General features: G+C 68.3%; 18 protein-coding genes. 10 read left to right on the top strand and 8 right to left on the bottom strand.

Features of this window, described 5'->3' with window-relative positions; genetic code table 11:
* The first annotated feature begins 14 nt into the window (after positions 1-14).
* Positions 15-1133 carry an NAD(P)H-dependent flavin oxidoreductase gene (locus IEY60_RS22030; protein WP_189031545.1) on the top strand — a complete coding sequence of 373 codons (1119 nt, stop codon included), beginning with the start codon at positions 15-17 and terminating at the stop codon, positions 1131-1133.
* A gap of 80 nt (positions 1134-1213) precedes the next feature.
* Here IEY60_RS22030 and IEY60_RS22035 read toward each other — a convergent pair whose 3' ends face one another.
* Together IEY60_RS22035 and IEY60_RS22040 are read right to left on the bottom strand one after the other, a co-directional pair.
* Positions 1214-1981, bottom strand: a complete 768-nt coding sequence (locus IEY60_RS22035) for a GntR family transcriptional regulator (protein ID WP_189031547.1) — start codon at positions 1979-1981, stop codon at positions 1214-1216.
* 301 nt (positions 1982-2282) lie between these two features.
* Complete coding sequence (locus IEY60_RS22040) at positions 2283-4655, bottom strand: lysylphosphatidylglycerol synthase transmembrane domain-containing protein (RefSeq protein WP_189031549.1); 2373 nt, start codon at positions 4653-4655, stop codon at positions 2283-2285.
* 160 nt (positions 4656-4815) lie between these two features.
* On the opposite strand from IEY60_RS22040, the gene IEY60_RS22045 reads away from it, so the two are divergent.
* A complete protein-coding gene (locus IEY60_RS22045) occupies positions 4816-5739 on the top strand; it encodes an NAD-dependent epimerase/dehydratase family protein (protein WP_189031551.1) in 924 nt (307 codons plus the stop codon).
* 3 nt (positions 5740-5742) lie between these two features.
* Here the strand turns inward: IEY60_RS22045 and IEY60_RS22050 are convergent, their stop codons facing one another.
* Entirely contained in the window at positions 5743-6684 is a 942-nt protein-coding gene (locus IEY60_RS22050) for an MBL fold metallo-hydrolase (RefSeq protein WP_189031561.1), read from the bottom strand.
* A 154-nt stretch (positions 6685-6838) separates the two neighbouring features.
* Between IEY60_RS22050 and IEY60_RS22055 the strand changes: the two genes are divergently transcribed.
* Together IEY60_RS22055 and IEY60_RS22060 are read left to right on the top strand one after the other, a co-directional pair.
* A complete protein-coding gene (locus tag IEY60_RS22055) occupies positions 6839-7216 on the top strand; it encodes a hypothetical protein (protein WP_229740073.1) in 378 nt (125 codons plus the stop codon).
* The gene (locus tag IEY60_RS22060) at positions 7213-8343 is read left to right on the top strand and encodes a cation:proton antiporter (protein WP_189031565.1); all 1131 of its coding nucleotides are present in this window, start codon (positions 7213-7215) and stop codon (positions 8341-8343) included. Before IEY60_RS22055 ends, IEY60_RS22060 begins: the two co-directional genes overlap by 4 nt.
* Here IEY60_RS22060 and IEY60_RS22065 read toward each other — a convergent pair.
* From IEY60_RS22065 to IEY60_RS22075, 3 genes are all read right to left on the bottom strand, one after another.
* Positions 8340-8732, bottom strand: a complete 393-nt coding sequence (locus IEY60_RS22065; protein ID WP_229740031.1) for an RNA-binding S4 domain-containing protein — start codon at positions 8730-8732, stop codon at positions 8340-8342. The two genes, IEY60_RS22060 and IEY60_RS22065, sit on opposite strands and share 4 nt — an antisense overlap.
* A 3-nt stretch (positions 8733-8735) precedes the next feature.
* Entirely contained in the window at positions 8736-9296 is a 561-nt protein-coding gene (locus tag IEY60_RS22070) for a C40 family peptidase (protein ID WP_189031567.1), read from the bottom strand.
* Positions 9297-9627: 331 nt separating this feature from the next.
* Positions 9628-9909, bottom strand: coding sequence for a hypothetical protein (locus IEY60_RS22075; RefSeq protein WP_189031569.1), 282 nt, complete (start codon positions 9907-9909; stop codon positions 9628-9630).
* A 105-nt stretch (positions 9910-10014) separates the two neighbouring features.
* Between IEY60_RS22075 and IEY60_RS22080 the strand changes: the two genes are divergently transcribed.
* The 3 genes from IEY60_RS22080 to IEY60_RS22090 all read left to right on the top strand — a co-directional run bounded on the left by IEY60_RS22080 (position 10015) and on the right by IEY60_RS22090 (position 12867).
* A complete protein-coding gene (locus tag IEY60_RS22080; RefSeq protein ID WP_189031571.1) occupies positions 10015-11196 on the top strand; it encodes a DUF8462 domain-containing protein in 1182 nt (393 codons plus the stop codon).
* Between the two features lie 243 nt (positions 11197-11439).
* Positions 11440-12384: an alpha/beta fold hydrolase gene (locus IEY60_RS22085; RefSeq protein ID WP_189031573.1), complete on the top strand. Its 945-nt coding sequence runs from the start codon at positions 11440-11442 to the stop codon at positions 12382-12384.
* 192 nt (positions 12385-12576) lie between these two features.
* A complete protein-coding gene (locus tag IEY60_RS22090; protein ID WP_189031575.1) occupies positions 12577-12867 on the top strand; it encodes an Rv0250c family protein in 291 nt (96 codons plus the stop codon).
* 60 nt (positions 12868-12927) lie between these two features.
* Here IEY60_RS22090 and IEY60_RS22095 read toward each other — a convergent pair whose 3' ends face one another.
* Entirely contained in the window at positions 12928-14112 is a 1185-nt protein-coding gene (locus tag IEY60_RS22095) for a thiolase family protein (RefSeq protein WP_189031577.1), read from the bottom strand.
* 210 nt (positions 14113-14322) lie between these two features.
* On the opposite strand from IEY60_RS22095, the gene sdhC reads away from it, so the two are divergent.
* Genes sdhC through IEY60_RS22110 form a run of 3 tightly spaced genes read left to right on the top strand, consistent with a single transcriptional unit; the run spans position 14323 to position 17867 of the window.
* Positions 14323-15153, top strand: a complete 831-nt coding sequence (gene sdhC, locus IEY60_RS22100) for a succinate dehydrogenase subunit SdhC (protein ID WP_189031579.1) — start codon at positions 14323-14325, stop codon at positions 15151-15153.
* Between the two features lie 30 nt (positions 15154-15183).
* Positions 15184-17118: a fumarate reductase/succinate dehydrogenase flavoprotein subunit gene (locus tag IEY60_RS22105; RefSeq protein ID WP_189031582.1), complete on the top strand. Its 1935-nt coding sequence runs from the start codon at positions 15184-15186 to the stop codon at positions 17116-17118.
* Between the two features lie 2 nt (positions 17119-17120).
* Positions 17121-17867, top strand: a complete 747-nt coding sequence (locus tag IEY60_RS22110; RefSeq protein ID WP_189031584.1) for a succinate dehydrogenase/fumarate reductase iron-sulfur subunit — start codon at positions 17121-17123, stop codon at positions 17865-17867.
* Positions 17868-17916: 49 nt separating this feature from the next.
* On the opposite strand, the gene IEY60_RS22115 is transcribed toward IEY60_RS22110, so the two are convergent.
* Complete coding sequence (locus IEY60_RS22115) at positions 17917-18054, bottom strand: hypothetical protein (RefSeq protein ID WP_229740032.1); 138 nt, start codon at positions 18052-18054, stop codon at positions 17917-17919.
* Between the last annotated feature and the right edge of the window lie 45 nt (positions 18055-18099).

Consider the following 18099-nt stretch of genomic DNA (forward strand, 5'->3'; position numbering starts at 1 on the left):
TGTTACAGTTCGGTATGCGTACCGAATTCTGCGAACAACTCGGCATCGAGTTCCCCATCTTCGCCTTCACTCACTGCCGCGATGTCGTGGCAGCGGTGAGCAACGCGGGCGGACTCGGCGTGCTCGGCGCCGTCGGCTTCACCGCCGAACAGCTCGAAGTGGAGCTGGCCTGGCTCGACGAGCACGTCAACGGCATCTACGGCGTCGACCTGGTCATCCCGTCGAAGTACGAGGGCAAGGGCGTCGAAGGCCTGACCCCCGAACAGCTGGAGAAGCAGCTGGCGCAGATGGTTCCGCAGGGCCATCGCGACTTCGCCCAGAAGATCCTGGCCGACCACGGCGTACCCGCGCTGCCCGACGGTGAGCACCACAACGAGCTGCTCGGCTGGACCGCGACCACCGCGGGCCCGCAGGTCGACGTGATCCTGAACCACCCGAAGGCGAAGCTGGTCGCGAACGCGCTCGGCACTCCGCCCGAGGATGTCGTCAAGCGCATCCAGGATTCCGGCCGCGTGATCGGCGCCCTGTGCGGTTCGGTCAAGCACGCCATGAACCACAAGGCGGCCGGGCTCGACTTCGTGGTCTGCCAGGGCACCGAGGGCGGCGGGCACTGCGGCGAGGTGTCATCGCTGGTGCTGTGGCCGCAGGTCATCGACGCGATCGGCGATACGCCGGTGCTGGCCGCCGGTGGTATCGGCAACGGCGCGCAGGTCGCGGCGGCGCTGGCGATGGGCGCGGCGGGCGCCTGGACCGGCTCGCTGTGGCTGACCGTCGAGGAGGCCAATGTGCCGCCCGCGCAGATGGACACCTACCTCGAGGCCACCAGCCACGACACCATCCGCTCGCGTTCCTGGACCGGCAAGCCGTGCCGCATGCTGCGCAACGACTGGACCGACGCGTGGGAGGACACGGAGAACCCCGACCCGCTGCCCATGCCGCTGCAGATGATGGTCGCCCTCGACGGCGTGAAGCGCGGACACCGCTACCCCGAGGCGGCCAAGGACGTGAACTTCAATCCGGTCGGCCAGGTGGTCGGCATGATGAACAAGATCGAGCGCAGCGCCGACGTGGTCAACCGGCTGGTCGAGGAGTACGTCACCGCGTACGACCGGCTGACCAAGCTCAACGGCTGACCGGTCGGGTGCGGCCGGTCAGTCACCGGCCGCACCCGACCACCGGCCGAAATCCGACCCAGACAGCCGCGCCGGCGCGCTCAGGCGGTGGCGGCCGCGGATTCGACGGGCGTCGCGCCGACGAGCTCGTCGAAGCGGGCGATCACCTTCTCGTGATACAGCGCGAACAGATCCTCGAACAGGGCGAGCTGGGCCTCGGTCGGCGCCGATTCGGCATCCCACACCGCCAGCAGCGCCCGCCAGACGAGCACGTGCAGATCCGGCGCCACCGCGAAGTAGGCGGCGATCGCCTCGGGCACCTCGACGACCATGTCGGCCACCGAATTCAGCACGGCGCGTTGCATGCTCATCCCGAGGACGCCGAGCAGCTTGCGCACGAGGGCGATCTCGGCGTCGATGATGCGGACGTGATCGGGCACGGACTGGCGGGCCATCGCCTCCAGCTCGTCGACGGCGGCGGCCAGCTCGGCGGGATCGAGCACCTTCTCCGCCTCGGTGTAGCCGAGCAGTGCCTCCAGCACGATGCCGCGTTCGACCTCGACTATGTCGGTGAACATCTCGGCGGCGACGTCGGGCGCCGTGACGGAGAACCGGAACAGGTGGCGGTAGACATCCATCCCGCCCTCTTCCCTGACGTCGCGGATCGTGAAGCCCTTGCCGCGACGGGCCTCGACGAAGCCGTAGGACTCGAGCCTGCCGAGGGTGAGTTGTGCGGTGGCGCGGTTCATCCCGAACTCGTCGGCGACCTGGCGGACCGACGGCATCAGCTCGCCGGGCCGGTACTCGCCGGTGGCTACCCGGCGCGCCAACTCGTCGGCAACGTCGGCGACCACCGTCCGGGATCCCATCGAAACAACACCTCTCGGTCATCATCCGGCTACGTCCCAGACAGTTTATGCGCAGAATCCCCACCCCGCACCCACCTGCGGTCGCTGTGGGACGGTTCACGTCGGGCGGCCGATCATCGCGAAGAACCAACCGACCGGCCCGATCGGCAATCCACCGGTTATTCCCCACGACCCTGCCACCGACAGAGGAACCGGCGGAAACATCGCGGCACAGCACCTGGCGTGGATCAGACAGCGTTGCGCGCCACCATGTTTGAATGCGCGGGCAACTGGACAGCGATCACTGTGGCGACCAGCTACGTCAGATCATTTCCTTCTCGCCCATCCAGCGCATGATCGGCCAGCCGAGGGCGACGGGGATCCAGCAGGTCAGGACGCGGTAGAGCAGAACAGCGGGGACCGCGATCTCGGCGGGAACGCCGAAGGCGGCGAGACCACCGATCAGCGCGGCCTCGACCGCGCCGACGCCACCGGGTGTCGGCGCGGCCGAGGCGAGCGTGCCGCCGATCATGGTGACGATCGTGACGGCGACGAAATCGGTACCGCCGCCGAAGGCTTCGACACTCACCCACAGGGCGAACGCCTTCCCGAGCGTGATCGCACCGCAGCCGCCGACGATCAGCGAGAACCGGATCGGGTCGCGCGCCAGGTCGGCGAGTTCGCCGAGGACTTCCGTCAACTGCGGGCGCACCGATTGATTCACCCAGCGGCGCAGTTTCGGCACGAACATGAACGCGCCGATCAGGCCGACACCGACGCCCGCTGCCAGGTACAGCACCGTCGCGTCGGGCACGATGTGGGCGAGGTTGGTCGACGTACCCGCCACCACGCTGAACACGATGAGCAGCACGACGTGGGTGATCACCTGCACCGATTGCTGCAGCGCCACCGCGGCGGTGGCGCGCATGGTCGTCATGCCGGCCTGCTGCAGGAACCGCACGCTCAGCGCCAGACCGCCGACGCCGGCGGGGGTGGTCGTGGCGACGAAGGTGTTGGCCAGCTGCTCCAGGAACAGGTAGCGCATCTTGACCACCCAGTCCGCGCACGCGCCGAGCGCGACGGCCGCGGCGAGGTAGGTGAGCGCCGTGATCACCAGGCCGAGCAGCGCCCACCACCAGTTCAGGGTGCGCAGCTGACTGAAGAAGGTCGGCACCTGGCTGAAGAACGGATAGGCCACGTAGACCAGCGCGAACAACAGCACCAGCTGGATGATCTGGTTGCGGGTGAAGCGGGTGAGCTGCGCGGACTGGATGCGGTCGTGCCCGGTCTGCTCGCGGATCTCCTCGCGCGCGGTGGCCATCACCTTGGTCCAGTCCGGCACCGACTTGCGGATGCCGGTCGGCATGGCCGATTTCGTGAGCCGCCTGGCCGCGGTGACAACGGTGCTCTCCCCGAGCACCTCGATCGCCGCCGACACCGCTTCGTGTTTGCCGTACAGCGAGGTCGTGGTGACCAGGAGCTGGGCGATATCGGTCTGCCGCTGCGACTCGGAGGCGCCGAACTCGGCGGCCGCGAAGCCCCCGAACAGCGTGTCGCCCTGGTGGACTCGCACATTGCCGGGCTGCAGATCACCGAGGCTGATCTGGTTCTCGTGCAACCGCAGCAGGGAACGCCACACCCCGGGCAGCACCTGCGCCGACAGCTTCTGGATCGGCGTGCCATGGGGAACGGTGTGCGCGTACAGCATCCAGCCGCGGTCGAGGCCCGCCACGGCGACCTGGCGGCAGTCGGCCATGCCGAGGTCGCCGATCGCGATGCCGAGCAATGCCCGATGCTCCACCGCCCGGTGCATCGATCCGTGCAGCGGCGCGGTTTCGCTGGAACGGAAGGTGATCCAGCGCCACAGCTGTTTGACCGCGCCGAAGCTGCGCTGGTTCTTGCCGTACATCTCGACGACGAGCTCGGACTCCGGGCCGTCGACCTCCGTCGCGAGCAGCAGCGGACCGCGCCCGGCGGGCCGGTCGACCCGGAAGGCACGCACGGTATAGCCGCGCCGGGCCAGCACCCGCACCGCCGCCTCCAACGGCACCTCGAGCGCGGGCGTGCCGACCAGCCACACGATCACCGCGCCGACCAGCCAGCCGACCACCAGCCCGAGCATGGCCCTGGCGGGCACCACCGAGCTGACCAGCAGGTGAATGGGCGCGAACATCAACAGCAGGAACCACATCCAGCGCCGCGGCCGCACCGGCAGCCACGGGCTGGAGACGGTGAGCATCGCGGCCAGCATCGCGATCCAGCGCGGGTCGTCGAGGAATTGCGCCAGGAAGGTGTCGAACCGGTCCGGCACCGGCAGATGCCATTTCGGCGTGGAGATCCCTGCCCCGGTGATGGAGAGCGCCAGCGCAGCGAGCAGACCCGCCGCCGCGTATCCCGCGAGCAGCTTCCACTGCCTGCGCACCACCAGTTCGATCAGGATGGCGAACGGCAGGGCGAGAATGAGCATTCCGTAGACCAGGTAGACCATGGTGGACTGGTCTTGGCTGAGGAAGTCGACGATCTTGGACACCGACCGTTCCAGCGCCAGCCATTCCGGCCTGGTGATCAACGAGCCCGCGACCACCACCCCGACCCCGATAGCCGCCAGCACGACCCGGATGATGTCGCTGGTCCGCCGGGTCAGCGGCTGCAGGAGACTTCCCGTGACCGGGATCTCCCGACCGTCGACTCGCATGAGCCGCACGATACACACCGACACGCCGTCGACCCGCCGTGACATCGCACAAGTTTCCGGTCGCCGCAGGCCAGGTGAAGCCGGTCACAGAGCGTCACATCGTCGCGTCGAAGCTCGTCCAGGTAGCAGGGAAACACTCGCTCGCCCGGAAGGAACTCTCATGCAGGTTCTGCTCGCAGGCGCCACCGGCGCCATCGGCCGCCCGCTCATCCGCGCGTTGACCGCGAACGGTCACCACGTGTCGGCCATCGTGCGTAATCCCGATTCCCATCCGCTCGTGCGCGAACTCGGCGCCGAGCCGATCACCGCCGACGTGCTCGACCGCGACGGGCTGCTCCGCGCCCTCGACGGCGCCGCCGCCGACGCCGTGATCCACGAGGCGACCGCGCTGCGCGATGCGAAGGTGCAGCGCCGGATTCCGGCCGACGATCCGACCGGCCTGCTGCGCACCGTCGGCACCGCCAACCTGCTCGAGGCCGCCGGGCTGGTCGGCGCGGGGCGCTTCCTCACCCAGTCGCTGATCCTCGGGTACGGCTATCACGATCACGGCGACCGGCCGGTGACCGAGGGCGATCAGTTCGGCGTGTACAACGGCGGCGTGGCCGACGAGGTCGTGCGCGCGACCGTCGCCGGGGAGGATCTGGTGTTCGCGGCGCCGGTCGACGGAATCGCGTTGCGGTACGGGCTGTTCTACGGCCCCGGCGCGTTCAGCGATCTGTTCGCCGACATGATGCGCAAGCACCGCCCGGTCGGGCCGCTCGGTTCCGGCGGGGTGAACAGCTGGATCCATGTCGACGATGCCGCCGCCGCTACGGTCGCCGCGCTCGAACGCGGGAAGGCGGGGCGGGCGTACAACCTGGCCGACGATACGCCGATCACCTGGCGTGAGTTCTTCGGCGAAGTCGCTCGCAGTCACGGCACGCCGCGGCCGATCCGGTTGCCCGCGTGGATGATCCGCCTGGCTGTTCCTTATATCGGCGCGCTCATGTCCGATACTTCGATGCGGATCTCCAGCGCGCTGGCGCACGAGGAGCTGGGCTGGCGGCCGCGGTACGCGAGCGTTGCGGAAGGACTCGCCGGCTGAGGATCAGTGCGCGGTGCGCGCGGTGACAGCGGCGCGGTCGTGACCAGGGATCAGCTCGATTTCCGCGGGCAGCGCGTGCAATCGGTGCACGGTCTCGAAGGCCGCGTCGCGATCGTCGTCGAAGAGTTCACCCGGCATCGGCGCCTTCTCCCGCAGCAGCTCGACCTGCAGCGTGCTCCACACCGCGTCGCCGGCCAGCAGCACCCGCGACCCGTCGTCGACGGCCAGCAGCACGCCGACGCTGCCCGGCGTGTGCCCGGCCAGGTCGACCAGCAGGACCGAACCGTCGCCGAACAGGTCGTGGCTGCGGGCGAAGGTGAGCACCGGCGGTCCGTCGAGGTCGTAGAGATCGAAGACGCGGCCGCGCAGCGGACCGCGCGCGACGCCGATCGGCGCGTGCGATCCGCCCATCGCCCAGCGGTATTCGATGTCGGGTACCCGGATCGGCACCCACCCGGGCAGCTCGTACAGCCCGGCGACGTGGTCCCAGTGCAGGTGGGTCGGCAGGACGAAGTCGATGTCGGCGCCGGTCAGCTCGTTGGCGGCGAGCAGCTCGCTCAGGCCGTGCACCGGCTGCTCGGGCGCGACCAGCAGCGGGACCGGGAACGGCAGCTCAGGCAGCACCCGCTCGTGCACGCCGGCGCAGATCGCCGGGTCGACCAGGAAGGTGGCCGACGGATGCCGGACCAGGAAGGTCGCCATGGTCAGCGGAGTCGAGCGCAGTGTCCGCACGCCTTCGGCGACGATCGCCGTCGGCGCGGTCAGGTCGGCCTGGACCAGTGCAGTGAGTTCGACGGTGTTGTGCGCCGGGGGAAGCGGGGCCGACTCGAGTTCGGCGAGAAAAGCGGCGTTGGCCTGCCGCGGCCACAGCAGGCGCGGGACCGTGGCGGCGACGGCGACACAGCAGGCAAGAAGCGTCGATAACAACGGCCTGCGCTCACCCATAGCTGCCACCGTAGGCGATCGCCCACAACCCGACCACCACGTACTTTTCGGGGAGGGGCGCGCACATACCGATCGCGCAAACAAGCGACAACATCCAGCGACTGTCCCGCTAACTCCGACGACACCGGCGGATGATGATCCGATGGCAGACCAAATCGTCCAGGTGCAATGGAAGGCCGCGCCCGAGGAACACGACTATCCGGCCGCCGCCGACTATCTCGAGCTACTCGGCGACGCGGCGGTGGTCGAGGCGATCGTGGCCGCACTCCGCAGCGCACCGGTGGTCGTGAAGAAGGCGAAGGACATTCTGCGCGCCTCCCAGCTCGAAGCGCTCACGCCCGACAACCCGCACGTGCGCAAGGACCTGCTCAAGATCAACGAGGGCAAACGGCTCTCGCCGATCCTGCTGGTGCGCGGTGACTGCCGCAAGAATGTGCCGATGCTGATCGCCGACGGGTACCACCGGGTGTGCGCGCTCTACTTCGCCGATGAAGACGCGGAGATCCCCGCCAAGATCGCCGCGATGCCGTGACCTTCGCGACCCTGGCGCTGGTCGTCGCGCTCGGGGTCGCCGGGCCGCTGCTCGCCCTGCCGCGACGGCTGCATCTGCCGGTCATCCTCGGCGAGCTGATCGCCGGGATCATCTTCGGCACCACGGGATTGCGGATCCTCGACGCCGAGGACCCGATCTTCGTCTTCCTCGCCGATATGGGTTTCGCGCTGGTGATGTTCGCGGCGGGCACCCATGTTCCGGTCCGCGATCCGGCCGTGCGCGGCGCGCTCGGCGCCGGGTTGGTGCGGGCCGCACTGGTCGGCGTCGTCGCCGCGGTCGCGGGCTGGGCGGTGGCACAGGCCTTCGGCATCGGCCACGGCGCGATCTACGCGGTGTTGATGGCGTCGTCCTCGGCGGCGATCGCGCTGCCGATCGTCGACTCGATGCGGTTGAGCGGACCGCCGGTGCTCGCCCTCACCGCCCAGGTCGCCATCGCCGACACCGCCTGCATCGTGGCGTTGCCGCTGGTGATCGACCCGGGCAATGCGGCGCGGGCCGCGGTCGGTGCGGTGGTGGTCGCCGCCTGTGCGGTCGTGATGTTCCTGATCCTGCGGTATCTGCAGAAGACGGGCGCGCAGCGGCAGGTGCATGAGGTGTCCGAGGAGCGCAAGTTCACCCTGGAGCTGCGGGTGAGTCTGGTACTGGTGTTCGCGCTGTGCGGGGTGGCGAGCGCGACGCACGTGTCGATCATGCTCGGCGGTTTCGCGGCCGGGCTGGCGGTGGCCGGTGTCGGCGAACCACGCCGGGTGGCCAAGCAGGTGTTCGCGATCAGCGAGGGTCTGCTGGCGCCGTTGTTCTTCGTCTGGCTCGGGGCGCGGCTGGATCTGCGTGAGCTCGGGGAGCATCCGCAGTTCATCCTGCTGGGGCTGGCGCTCGGTGTCGGCGCGGTCGCGGTGCACTGCACGACGCGAGTCATCGGGCAGCCGCTGGCCCACGGTGCGCTGGCGGCGGCACAGATCGGGGTGCCGGTCGCCGCGGTGACGGTGGGTAGTCAGCTGGGCGTGCTGGTGCCGGGTGAGAGTTCGGCGATCATGCTGGCCACCCTGTGCACGATCGTGATCGCGACGGTGGCGGCGAGCAGGCTGGCGGCGAAAGCGCCGGTTTAGTCGGAGCGGCCCATCAGCCGGTCCGTTTCGCGGCGTTCGCGTTTGGTCGGCCTGCCCGCGCCGCGCTCACGCTGCGGGATGGACGCGAGGACTTCCTTCGGCGGTGGCGGCGGGCTGCGGTCGATCATGCACTGCGCGGCGATCGGTGGTCCGACGCGCTTGTGGATGACCCGTTCCACGACGACGATGCGTTCGACGCCCGCGTGCCGGATCCTGACCTCGTCCCCGAGCTTCACCTGGTGCGCCGGTTTCACGGTCACACCGTTGACACGCACGTGCCCGCCACGACAGGCTTCCGCCGCGGCCGAGCGCGTCTTGAACAATCGCACCGCCCAGATCCACGAATCGACGCGGACCTGGGTGATGGAGCGTTGTTCGGCGGGGCTCACCCCTTAGACGATACGGCGAGCCGTGACGACGTCGTCGGCGCTGAGGTGGGTGTAGGACACCGGGGTGCCCGACTGCACAGCGTTCAGCAGCTGACCGTTGCCGGCGTAGATGCCGACGTGGCCGCCACCGTTGGTGATGACGATGTCACCGGCCTGCAGGTTGTCGAAGGACACCGGCGCGCCGACGTGCGACTGCTCGAAGCTGGTGCGCGGCAGTTCGATACCGGCCTGGCGGTAGGCCCACTGCACGAGGCCGGAGCAGTCGAAGCTCGAGGGGCCTGCGGCACCCCAGCTGTAGACCGCGCCGAGCTTGGTCCGCGCTGCGTCGAGAGCGATGTTGCCCGCCGACTGCTGCTGCTGGAACGGGTTGTCGAAGGTGACGCTCGGCAGCTGCGGGGCGGCCTGGCCCTGCGGCGCGACCATCGCCTGGAGCTGCTTCTCCACCTGCTGCGCGGGCTGCTCGAGCTCCGGCGGCAGATCGAAGTTACCGAGGCCGGGAATGTTGATCGTGGCGGCCTGCGAAATCGCGGGCATCGCACCGGTCGTGGCGGCCACTGCACCCATGACGAGTGCACCCTTGACGGAATTCGGCAGTCGAGAATCCCGCTGCAAGCTGTGTTTACCCACCGAGACGAGTCTCCGATCTTGCTGCTCCACCACCGCGTCGTCGGGATCGCTTGGTGCGACGACTTGTTCGGCGGTGACTCAATGGCGCCGTTTCTCTGACGAAGCGACAGACTCCACTAAGTCACGAGAAGATTACGGCCTGTGATGCAGGCTGTCCAGCGAAGCGCGCAAGTTGATTTCCCGCATCCGCAAAACTCCCAGAACAGGGGGCATTTGCCCGGCGTGTCGCCACGCGTAACGGTCCGATCTCCGCATCGGGAGTTCGTTATCAGCCGCGGCGGCCGAGCCGTCGCTCCAGTTCCGCGATGCGCGTGCGCGCGTCGGCCAGGTCGACTTCCAGCCTGCCGAGCGCGATCACCAGCGGCCCGATCGCCAGGTCGGCGATCGCCGCCGGATCGTCGTATCCGGCGTCGATGGTGGCGAGCACGCCGCGCCGGATGGTGTCGGCGAGGAACGCACCCGCGGGCAGCTCCCAGCCCGCGACGATCTCGGCGGTGGAGACCACCTCGGGCTCGGCGTCGTGACCATCGCGCCGGGATTCCTCGAACATGCCGCTCCGTCCCCGTTCCGCTCGTCTTGCGTTCGCTAGCAGTATCTAGGACACAGCCCAGAGTTACCGAGATTCTGCCGTGCCGACGCGCTACGGTTGTCCGGCATGGACCCCGTGCGCAATCCCTACGCCCCCGGCGCCGGCCAACGTCCACCCGAATTGGCCGGGCGCGACAAGCAACTCGCCGCCTTCGACATCGTGCTCGAGCGCGTCGCCAGGGGCAGGCCAGAGCGCAGCGTGATGCTCACCGGTCTGCGTGGCGTGGGAAAAACGGTGCTGCTCAACCAGCTTCGCTCGGCCGCGGTCTCGCGCAGCTGGGGCACCGGCAAGATCGAGGCGCGGCCGGATCAGGACCTGCGCAGGCCGCTGTCGTCCGCGCTGCACATGGCGGTGCGCGCGATCGCGATGGCGCACCGCAATCCCGAACACGTCGACGACTTCCTCGGCATCCTCAAGGCCTTCGCCCTGCGCGCCACCGCCGACAAGGGCATGCGCGAACGCTGGCAGCCGGGCATCGATGTGCCCGCGGTGACCGGGCGCGCCGATTCCGGCGATATCGAGATCGACCTGATCGAGCTGTTCAAGGAGGCCGCGGCGCTGGCGGCCGACATCGGCGTGGGGATCGGCATCTTCATCGACGAGATGCAGGATCTCGGCCCGGCCGACGTGTCCGCGATCTGCGGTGCCTGCCACGAGCTGAGCCAGGACGCCGCGCCGCTGATCGTCGTCGGCGCGGGCCTGCCGCACCTGCCCGCGGTGCTGTCGGCGTCCAAGAGTTACTCGGAGCGGCTGTTCAGTTATCACCGCATCGATCGGCTCGACCGCGAGTCGGCCGATCTCGCGCTGATCGCCCCGGCCGAGCGTGAGGAAGTGAAGTTCACCTCCGAAGCCCTGGACTCGCTGTACCACAAGGCCGACGGCTACCCGTATTTCGTGCAGGCCTACGGCAAGGCGGCCTGGGATCAGGCGCCGGAGAGCCCGATCACCGCCGAGGACGTCGAGGTCGCTTCACCGACGGCCGAGGAGGAACTGGCGGTCGGCTTCTTCGGATCCCGGTATGAGCGCGCCACGCCCGCCGAACGCGAGTACATGCGCGCGATGGCCGACCTCGCCGGCGACGACGGTCCGGTGGCCACGTCGGCGGTGGCCGCCGAGCTCGGCCGCAAGCCCGCCTCGGTCTCCCCCGCGCGCGACGGCCTGATCAAGAAGGGCCTGATCTACTCGGCCGAACGCGGCACGATCGGCTTCACGGTCCCCCACTTCGGCCGGTATCTCCGGAGCGTATAGCTCTCTGCGGCCATCTAGCTCTTGACCTAGATATGCCGATACAAACCTCACGTGGCTGCGTTCGAGGCTGATCTACAGATTTCTAGCGATAACGCTAGAGAGCCGAAGAATTTCCTTGATAACGACCGGAGCCCGTCCGGATTCGGTTGCGCATCAGCTGGATAACGCGAGGATTCGCGGGCTAACGGCCCGGAAATCTGATTCGAAACACCCAGTACGCGTCCGGAAACTCAGGAGGCCGTCATGTCGAAGACCTTCGCTGCTTCCGAAGGACGTCGAGCAACCGTCACCGCCGACGACGGCGTGCCGATCGCGGTCCGCACCTTCGGCGCCCACGACGCGACGCTGACCGTCGTCTTCGTCCACGGCCACTGCCTGCACACCGAGTCCTGGGCGATTCTGCGCGAACAGCTGCTCCGGCACTGGGACGCCGGCACCAGGATGGTGTTCTACGACCACCGCGGCCACGGCGAATCCGGCCACGCCCACCACGCGACCTACACGATCGACCAGCTGGCGGCCGACCTCGACGCCGTGCTGCGCGCGGTCGCGCCGACCGGGCCGGTCGTGCTGGTCGGCCATTCGATGGGCGCGATGGTGCTGCTGGCCTATGCCCGCCTGTTCCCGGCGGCGATCGGCGAGCGCATCGCCGGGATCGGATTGATCGCGGGCGCGGCGGGCGGGATCACCGAGGTCGGCCTCGGCAGGCTGCTCAACCGGCACGCCGTCGCCTCGCTGCAGCGCGCCGTCGTGCACGCGCCGCGGGTGATGCAGGCCTCGAAGCGCTTCTCCCGCTGGATCTTCGGGCCGCTGATCCGGGAGGCGAGCGCGGGGACGCGGCGGGTGAACCCGCGGGTCGCCGCGATCGCGACCGCGATACTCAACGAGACGCCGCTGCTGACCATGTCGGGATTCCTGAGCTCGCTGCTGACCTTCGACGAGGCACACACCCTGCCGCGACTGAGCGGGCTGCCCACCTTGGTGCTGGCGGGCTCGGCCGACCTGATGGTGCCGTTCACCCACTCGGTGGTGCTCGCCTCCCAGCTGGCGGGCGCCGAACTGGTGCGGATCGAGGGCGCGGGGCACAGCGTCATCCTCGAGTGCGCCGAGGAGGTCGCCCACTCGATCGCCGCGCTGGTCGAGCGCGCGGCAGCGGGCGTCCGCAAGCACTATGCCGTCGCGGGCTGAGCCAGGGAGTTACCGGACGGCAACCTCGGAATCCGAGCCAACTTCGGGCGTAAACCGAAAAGCTCGGTTATTGTGGTGGAGATCACGTTGTGTGGTGAGTCACACGGCTCGGTGCAGTGCGGCCCGGGAGTTCACGGGCGTGCCAGGTGATCCGACGAGTCGGTATGCCCGCCATATACACAGGAGGTAACGATGACACGCAGCGATATCGCGGAACTGCGCTACGCGGTCGGCCAACTCCGGCAATCGATCGGCGCACTGCGCTCCAACTACGGCGACGCGGCCACCGTGCGCAGGTTGGAGAACGACCTCGAGCGGCTCGTCATCGATGCCGAGGAGTTCGAGCAGGCGCCACCGCCGGAGCTCGCCGCCCCACGCAGGGCAGAACCGATCTACGTCCCGGACAGCAAGTCCGACGAGGCCGCCTGGATGGGCGCGCAGGACGAAGGGCTCGGTTTCCACTCCCGGCCGCGAACCAAATAGCGAAGACCTGTTCACCGGCGCGGCGGTCCTGCCACCCAGGGCCGCCGCGCCGACCCCTGTTCAGACCCGGTGCCTGCCGAACCGCCGCCCGGTGCGGACGCCGTGGAAGCGGGCGCCGCGCGGTGTCTCCACCGGATCGTCGGACTCGGCCGATTCGAACAGCGCGGCGATGCCGTGGTCGGGTCCGAGCGCGATGGCCTCCAGTCCGTAGCGGCCGCCGGTGCGGCCGAGTTCGTGCAGCATCGTCGTCATGATCCGCAGGCCGGTGGCGCCCACCGGATGCCCGAGGGCGATATCGGAGCCGTTCACATTGAGCCGGTCCAGCGGGTCGAGTTCCCATTCGGTGGCCAGCGCGAGCACCTCGACCGCGTATCCCTCGTTGATCTCGAGCAGGTCGACCTCGGCGAGCGAGCAGCCGGTGCGGCCGAGCAGCTTGGCCACCGCGGGCGCGGCGCCGAGCGCGGGGCCGTCGCCGTCGCAACCCGCCGCGGCCCAGCCGGCCAGGAACGCCATCGGCGTCAGTCCCAGTTCGGTGAGGCGGTCCTCGGCGACGACCAGGCAGGCCGACGCGCCGAGCCGGTGCGTGCTCATATTGCCGACGGTGACGACGCCGTCGGCGAGCAGCGGCCGCAGCCCGGCCAGCGTGTGCGTCGACAGGTCGTCGCGCACGCCTTCGTCGCGCCGGATCTGATGTTCGAGCGAACCCGTCGCGACGCCGACCGGCACGACCTCGGCCCCGAACGCGCCCTGACGCCAGGCTCGCGCCGCCTTGCGATGGCTGGCGACGGCGAATTCGTCGGCGGCGGTGCGGTCGATGCCGTAGTAGCGCGCCAGCCGTTCGGCGTTGTGCAGCCCGGCCGTGCCGCCGGGCAGACTCGCCGACGTCGTCGCGCACTCCACTCCGCCGGCGACCACCACGTCGGCGGCGCCGGTCTGCACCATCATCGCCGCGGTGATCACCGCCTGCAGGCCGCTGCCGCCGTGCCGCTCGGTCGGAAATCCGGACACCGCGAACGGCAGCCCGGCGCCACGCGCGGCCAGCGCACCCAGGGCGGGCACGCCGGAGCGCCCGCCGTCGACACAGGCCATGCCGACGTCGTCGATGCGTAGCGGGTCGATCCCCGAGCGCTCGATCACGGCGGCCAGCACCGTGGTCGCCAACCACTCGGCGGGCATCCCGGCCAGTGCCCCGCCCTCGACCCCGCTGGGCGTGCGGACGGGCGCCACGATCGCGGCTCTTCTCATGCACACAGGGCACCACAGGTTTGTTGCACCGGCGTGACCGGTTGTCACGGGAGTCATTGCTGTGACAGAGATCACCGGCATGCGAATCGAGCGGTTGAGGGAGACCCGGCTCGAGCGGCGACAACACAGGCGTATGGTGCTCCACATCACAATCCATCGCGGTGGGGAATGATCAACCGCCGCACGGCCTAGATCAGCGAGGCATCCAGCGTGAGTGCCGCACCGACCACCACCCCGCCGTCCGGCACGGGCGTCTTCAGCAAGACGAGAGCCCGCATCGCCGCGCGCACCCTGCGCACCGACCGATGGTGGCTGCCACCCCTGCTCACCGCGCTCGGCCTGGCCGCCTTCGTCGGCTACGCGACGATCAGATCGTTTGTGCGCACCGCCTATTGGGTGCCGCAGTACCACTATCTGACGCCGTTCTACTCGCCCTGCCTGAGCGACTCCTGCGCACCGGGTTCGAGCCACTTCGGCACCCCGTTCGGCGAGCTGCCGATGTGGATCCCGCTCGGCTTCGTCGTGCTGCCGTTCCTGCTCGGCTTCCGGCTGACCTGCTACTACTACCGCAAGGCCTACTACCGGTCGGTGTGGTTCTCCCCGCCCGCCTGCGCGGTCGCCGAACCGCACGCGCGCTACACCGGCGAGTCGCGGCTGCCGCTGATCATCCAGAACTCGCACCGCTACTTCTTCTACGTCGCGGTGGTGGTCTCGCTGATCAACACCTACGACGCGATCAGCGCATTCCACGGCGACACCGGCGGTTTCGGTTTCGGTCTCGGCAACATCGTGCTGCTGGTCAACGTCATCCTGCTGTGGGCCTACACCCTGTCGTGCCATTCGTGCAGGCACATCGCGGGCGGCAGGCTCAAGCACTTCTCCGCGCATCCGGTGCGGTACTGGTTCTGGACCCAGGTCTCCAAGCTCAACACCCGCCACATGGCGCTGGCCTGGATCACCCTCGGCACCCTCGTGCTCACCGACTTCTACGTGATGTTGGTTGCGAGCCAGACCATTTCGGACCTGCGGTTCGTCAACTGATTTCGCGTCGACTCGAGGAGCTTCATCGACATGCCAGAAGTGGAACAGCACGACTACGACGTCGTGGTGATCGGGGCGGGCGGCGCGGGCTTGCGTGCCGTCATCGAGGCAAGGGAGCAGGGACTCTCGGTCGCGGTGGTGTGTAAGTCGTTGTTCGGCAAAGCGCACACCGTGATGGCCGAGGGCGGCTGCGCGGCCTCGATGGGCAATGCCAACGAGAAGGACAACTGGCAGACCCATTTCAAGGACACCATGCGTGGTGGCAAGTTCCTCAACAACTGGCGGATGGCCGAACTGCACGCGCGCGAAGCCGCGGACCGGGTGTGGGAGCTGGAAACCTATGGCGCGCTGTTCGATCGGACGCCCGACGGGCGGATCAGCCAGCGCAACTTCGGCGGCCACACCTATCCGCGCCTTGCTCACGTCGGCGACCGGACCGGTCTGGAACTGATCCGCACCATGCAGCAGAAGATCGTCTCGCTGCAGCAGGAGGACCACGCGGCCACCGGCGACTACGAGGCCAGGATCAAGGTCTTCGCCGAGTGCACGATCACCGAACTGCTCACCGACAACGGCCGCATCGCCGGCGCCTTCGGCTACTGGCGCGAGTCGGGCGGGCTGGTGTTGTTCAAGGCGCCCGCGATCGTGCTCGCCACCGGCGGCATCGGCAAGTCCTACAAGGTGACCTCGAACTCCTGGGAGTACACCGGCGACGGGCACGCGCTGGCACTGCGCTCTGGCGCGACGCTGATCAACATGGAATTCCTGCAGTTCCATCCGACCGGCATGGTCTGGCCGCCGAGTGTGAAGGGCATCCTGGTCACCGAGGGCGTGCGCGGTGACGGTGGCGTGCTGAAGAACTCCGAGGGCAAGCGGTTCATGTTCGACTACATCCCGCCGGTGTTCAAAGGCCAGTACGCCGAGACCGAGGCCGAGGCCGATCAGTGGTTGCGCGACAACGATTCCGCGCGCCGCACCCCCGACCTGCTCCCCCGCGACGAGGTCGCCAGGGCGATCAACGAGGAGGTCAAGGCCGGGCGCGGCACCGAACACGGTGGCGTCTACCTGGATATCGCCTCCCGCATGCCCGCCGACGAGATCGTGCGCAGGCTACCGTCGATGCACCACCAGTTCAAGGAACTGGCCGATGTCGACATCACCGCCGAACCGATGGAGGTCGGCCCGACCTGTCACTACGTGATGGGCGGTGTCGAGGTCGACCCCGACACCGGCGCGGCGGTGGTACCCGGATTGTTCGCCGCCGGTGAGTGTTCCGGCGGCATGCACGGCTCGAACCGGCTCGGCGGCAATTCGCTGTCGGACCTGCTGGTGTTCGGCAGGCGGGCCGGGCTCGGCGCGTCGGCCTACGTCCAGCAGCTCACCGAGCGGCCCGCACCGGCCGACGCCGACATCGCCGCCGCCGCGAAAACCGCACTGGCACCGTTCGATCCACCCGCGGCGGGTGCGGGCGAGAACCCGTACACCCTGCACAGCGAGTTGCAGCAGACGATGAACGACCTGGTCGGCATCATCCGCAAGGAACACGAGGTGCGCGAGGCGATCGAGAAGCTGGCGCAGCTGCGCGCCCGATACGCCAATGTCACGGTGGAAGGAAAGCGGCAGTTCAATCCGGGCTGGCACCTGGCGCTCGACCTGGCCAACATGCTGCTGGTCAGCGAATGCGTGGCCGAGGCCGCGCTGCTGCGCACCGAGAGCCGCGGCGGGCACACCCGCGACGACCACCCCGGCATGAACCCGGACTGGCGCAACAAACTGCTGGTCTGCGCGATCGACCCCGCCACGGCGGGACAGCCGATGCCGGCGATCACGGTCACCCCGGCCGATCAGACGCCGATGCGCGAGGACCTGCTCGCCCTGTTCGAACTGAGCGAACTCGAGAAGTACTACACCGAGCAGGAATTGGCCGAACATCCGGCCGCGGGCTCGACTGAGGGAAAGGCGTAGCGATGGGGTACGACGCCCGGTTCCGGGTCTGGCGCGGTGATGTCGACGGCGGCGGTCTCGAGGACTTCACGGTGCTGGTGAACGAGGGCGAAGTGGTGCTCGACATCATCCATCGCCTACAGGCCACCCAGGCGCCCGATCTCGCGGTGCGCTGGAATTGCAAAGCGGGCAAATGTGGTTCGTGTTCGGCGGAGGTGAACGGCAGACCGGGGTTGCTGTGCATGACGCGAATGTCGACGTTCACCCAGGACGAGGTGATCACGGTGACGCCGATGCGCACCTTCCCGATCATCAAGGATCTCGTCACCGACGTCTCGTTCAATTACGAGAAGGCAAGGGAGATACCATCTTTCACGCCGCCGGCAGATCTCGCACCGGGCGAGTACCGGATGAAACAGGTCGACGTGGAGCGTTCACAGGAGTTCCGCAAGTGCATCGAGTGCTTCTTGTGCCAGAACACCTGTCATGTGGTGCGTGATCACGAAGACAACAAACAGGCCTTCGCCGGGCCGCGCTATCTGATGCGCATCACCGAACTGGAGATGCATCCGCTCGACACCGCCGATCGCCGGGAAATGGCGCAGGAGGAGGCGGGTCTGAGCTATTGCAATATCACCAAATGCTGCACCGAGGTCTGCCCGGAGGGCATCAAGATCACCGACAACGCGTTGATTCCGTTGAAAGAGCGTGTTGTCGATCGCCGATACGACCCGATTGTCTGGCTCGGCAACAAACTGTTCCGCCGGTAGGCAGCTGCGCTGCGGGGTCCGCGCACGCGAACCCCGCAGCGACTGCTACCTACAACACGGCTACAGTCCCTACCGCGACTAATCCGACCAGTAATCCGATGAACAGCGCCGCGAGCAACGAGCCGGTGAGCACATAGATTCCGACCGACGACACCGCGAAAAGCAGTATCACGATCAGGCGCTCCACTCCGTCCTCAGGCGCCAGCCTCCGGTACCGGGGTGGCATTTTCTT

The organism is Nocardia rhizosphaerihabitans, assembly GCF_014646295.1.
In the GTDB taxonomy this organism is placed as follows: domain Bacteria; phylum Actinomycetota; class Actinomycetes; order Mycobacteriales; family Mycobacteriaceae; genus Nocardia; species Nocardia rhizosphaerihabitans.

Bases quoted from the DNA above. Each gene is read 5' to 3' on its own strand.
- IEY60_RS22030 (WP_189031545.1), top strand. From the start codon at position 15: ATGCGTACCGAATTCTGCGAACAACTCGGCATCGAGTTCCCCATCTTC.
- IEY60_RS22095 (WP_189031577.1), bottom strand. From the start codon at position 14,112: ATGAGAAGAGCCGCGATCGTGGCGCCCGTCCGCACGCCCAGCGGGGTC.
- IEY60_RS22090 (WP_189031575.1), top strand. From the start codon at position 12,577: ATGACACGCAGCGATATCGCGGAACTGCGCTACGCGGTCGGCCAACTC.
- IEY60_RS22110 (WP_189031584.1), top strand. From the start codon at position 17,121: ATGGGGTACGACGCCCGGTTCCGGGTCTGGCGCGGTGATGTCGACGGC.
- IEY60_RS22040 (WP_189031549.1), bottom strand. From the start codon at position 4,655: ATGCGAGTCGACGGTCGGGAGATCCCGGTCACGGGAAGTCTCCTGCAG.
- IEY60_RS22045 (WP_189031551.1), top strand. From the start codon at position 4,816: ATGCAGGTTCTGCTCGCAGGCGCCACCGGCGCCATCGGCCGCCCGCTC.
- IEY60_RS22070 (WP_189031567.1), bottom strand. From the start codon at position 9,296: ATGGGTGCAGTGGCCGCCACGACCGGTGCGATGCCCGCGATTTCGCAG.
- IEY60_RS22075 (WP_189031569.1), bottom strand. From the start codon at position 9,909: ATGTTCGAGGAATCCCGGCGCGATGGTCACGACGCCGAGCCCGAGGTG.
- IEY60_RS22035 (WP_189031547.1), bottom strand. From the start codon at position 1,981: ATGGGATCCCGGACGGTGGTCGCCGACGTTGCCGACGAGTTGGCGCGC.
- IEY60_RS22085 (WP_189031573.1), top strand. From the start codon at position 11,440: ATGTCGAAGACCTTCGCTGCTTCCGAAGGACGTCGAGCAACCGTCACC.
- IEY60_RS22050 (WP_189031561.1), bottom strand. From the start codon at position 6,684: ATGGGTGAGCGCAGGCCGTTGTTATCGACGCTTCTTGCCTGCTGTGTC.
- IEY60_RS22105 (WP_189031582.1), top strand. From the start codon at position 15,184: ATGCCAGAAGTGGAACAGCACGACTACGACGTCGTGGTGATCGGGGCG.
- IEY60_RS22080 (WP_189031571.1), top strand. From the start codon at position 10,015: ATGGACCCCGTGCGCAATCCCTACGCCCCCGGCGCCGGCCAACGTCCA.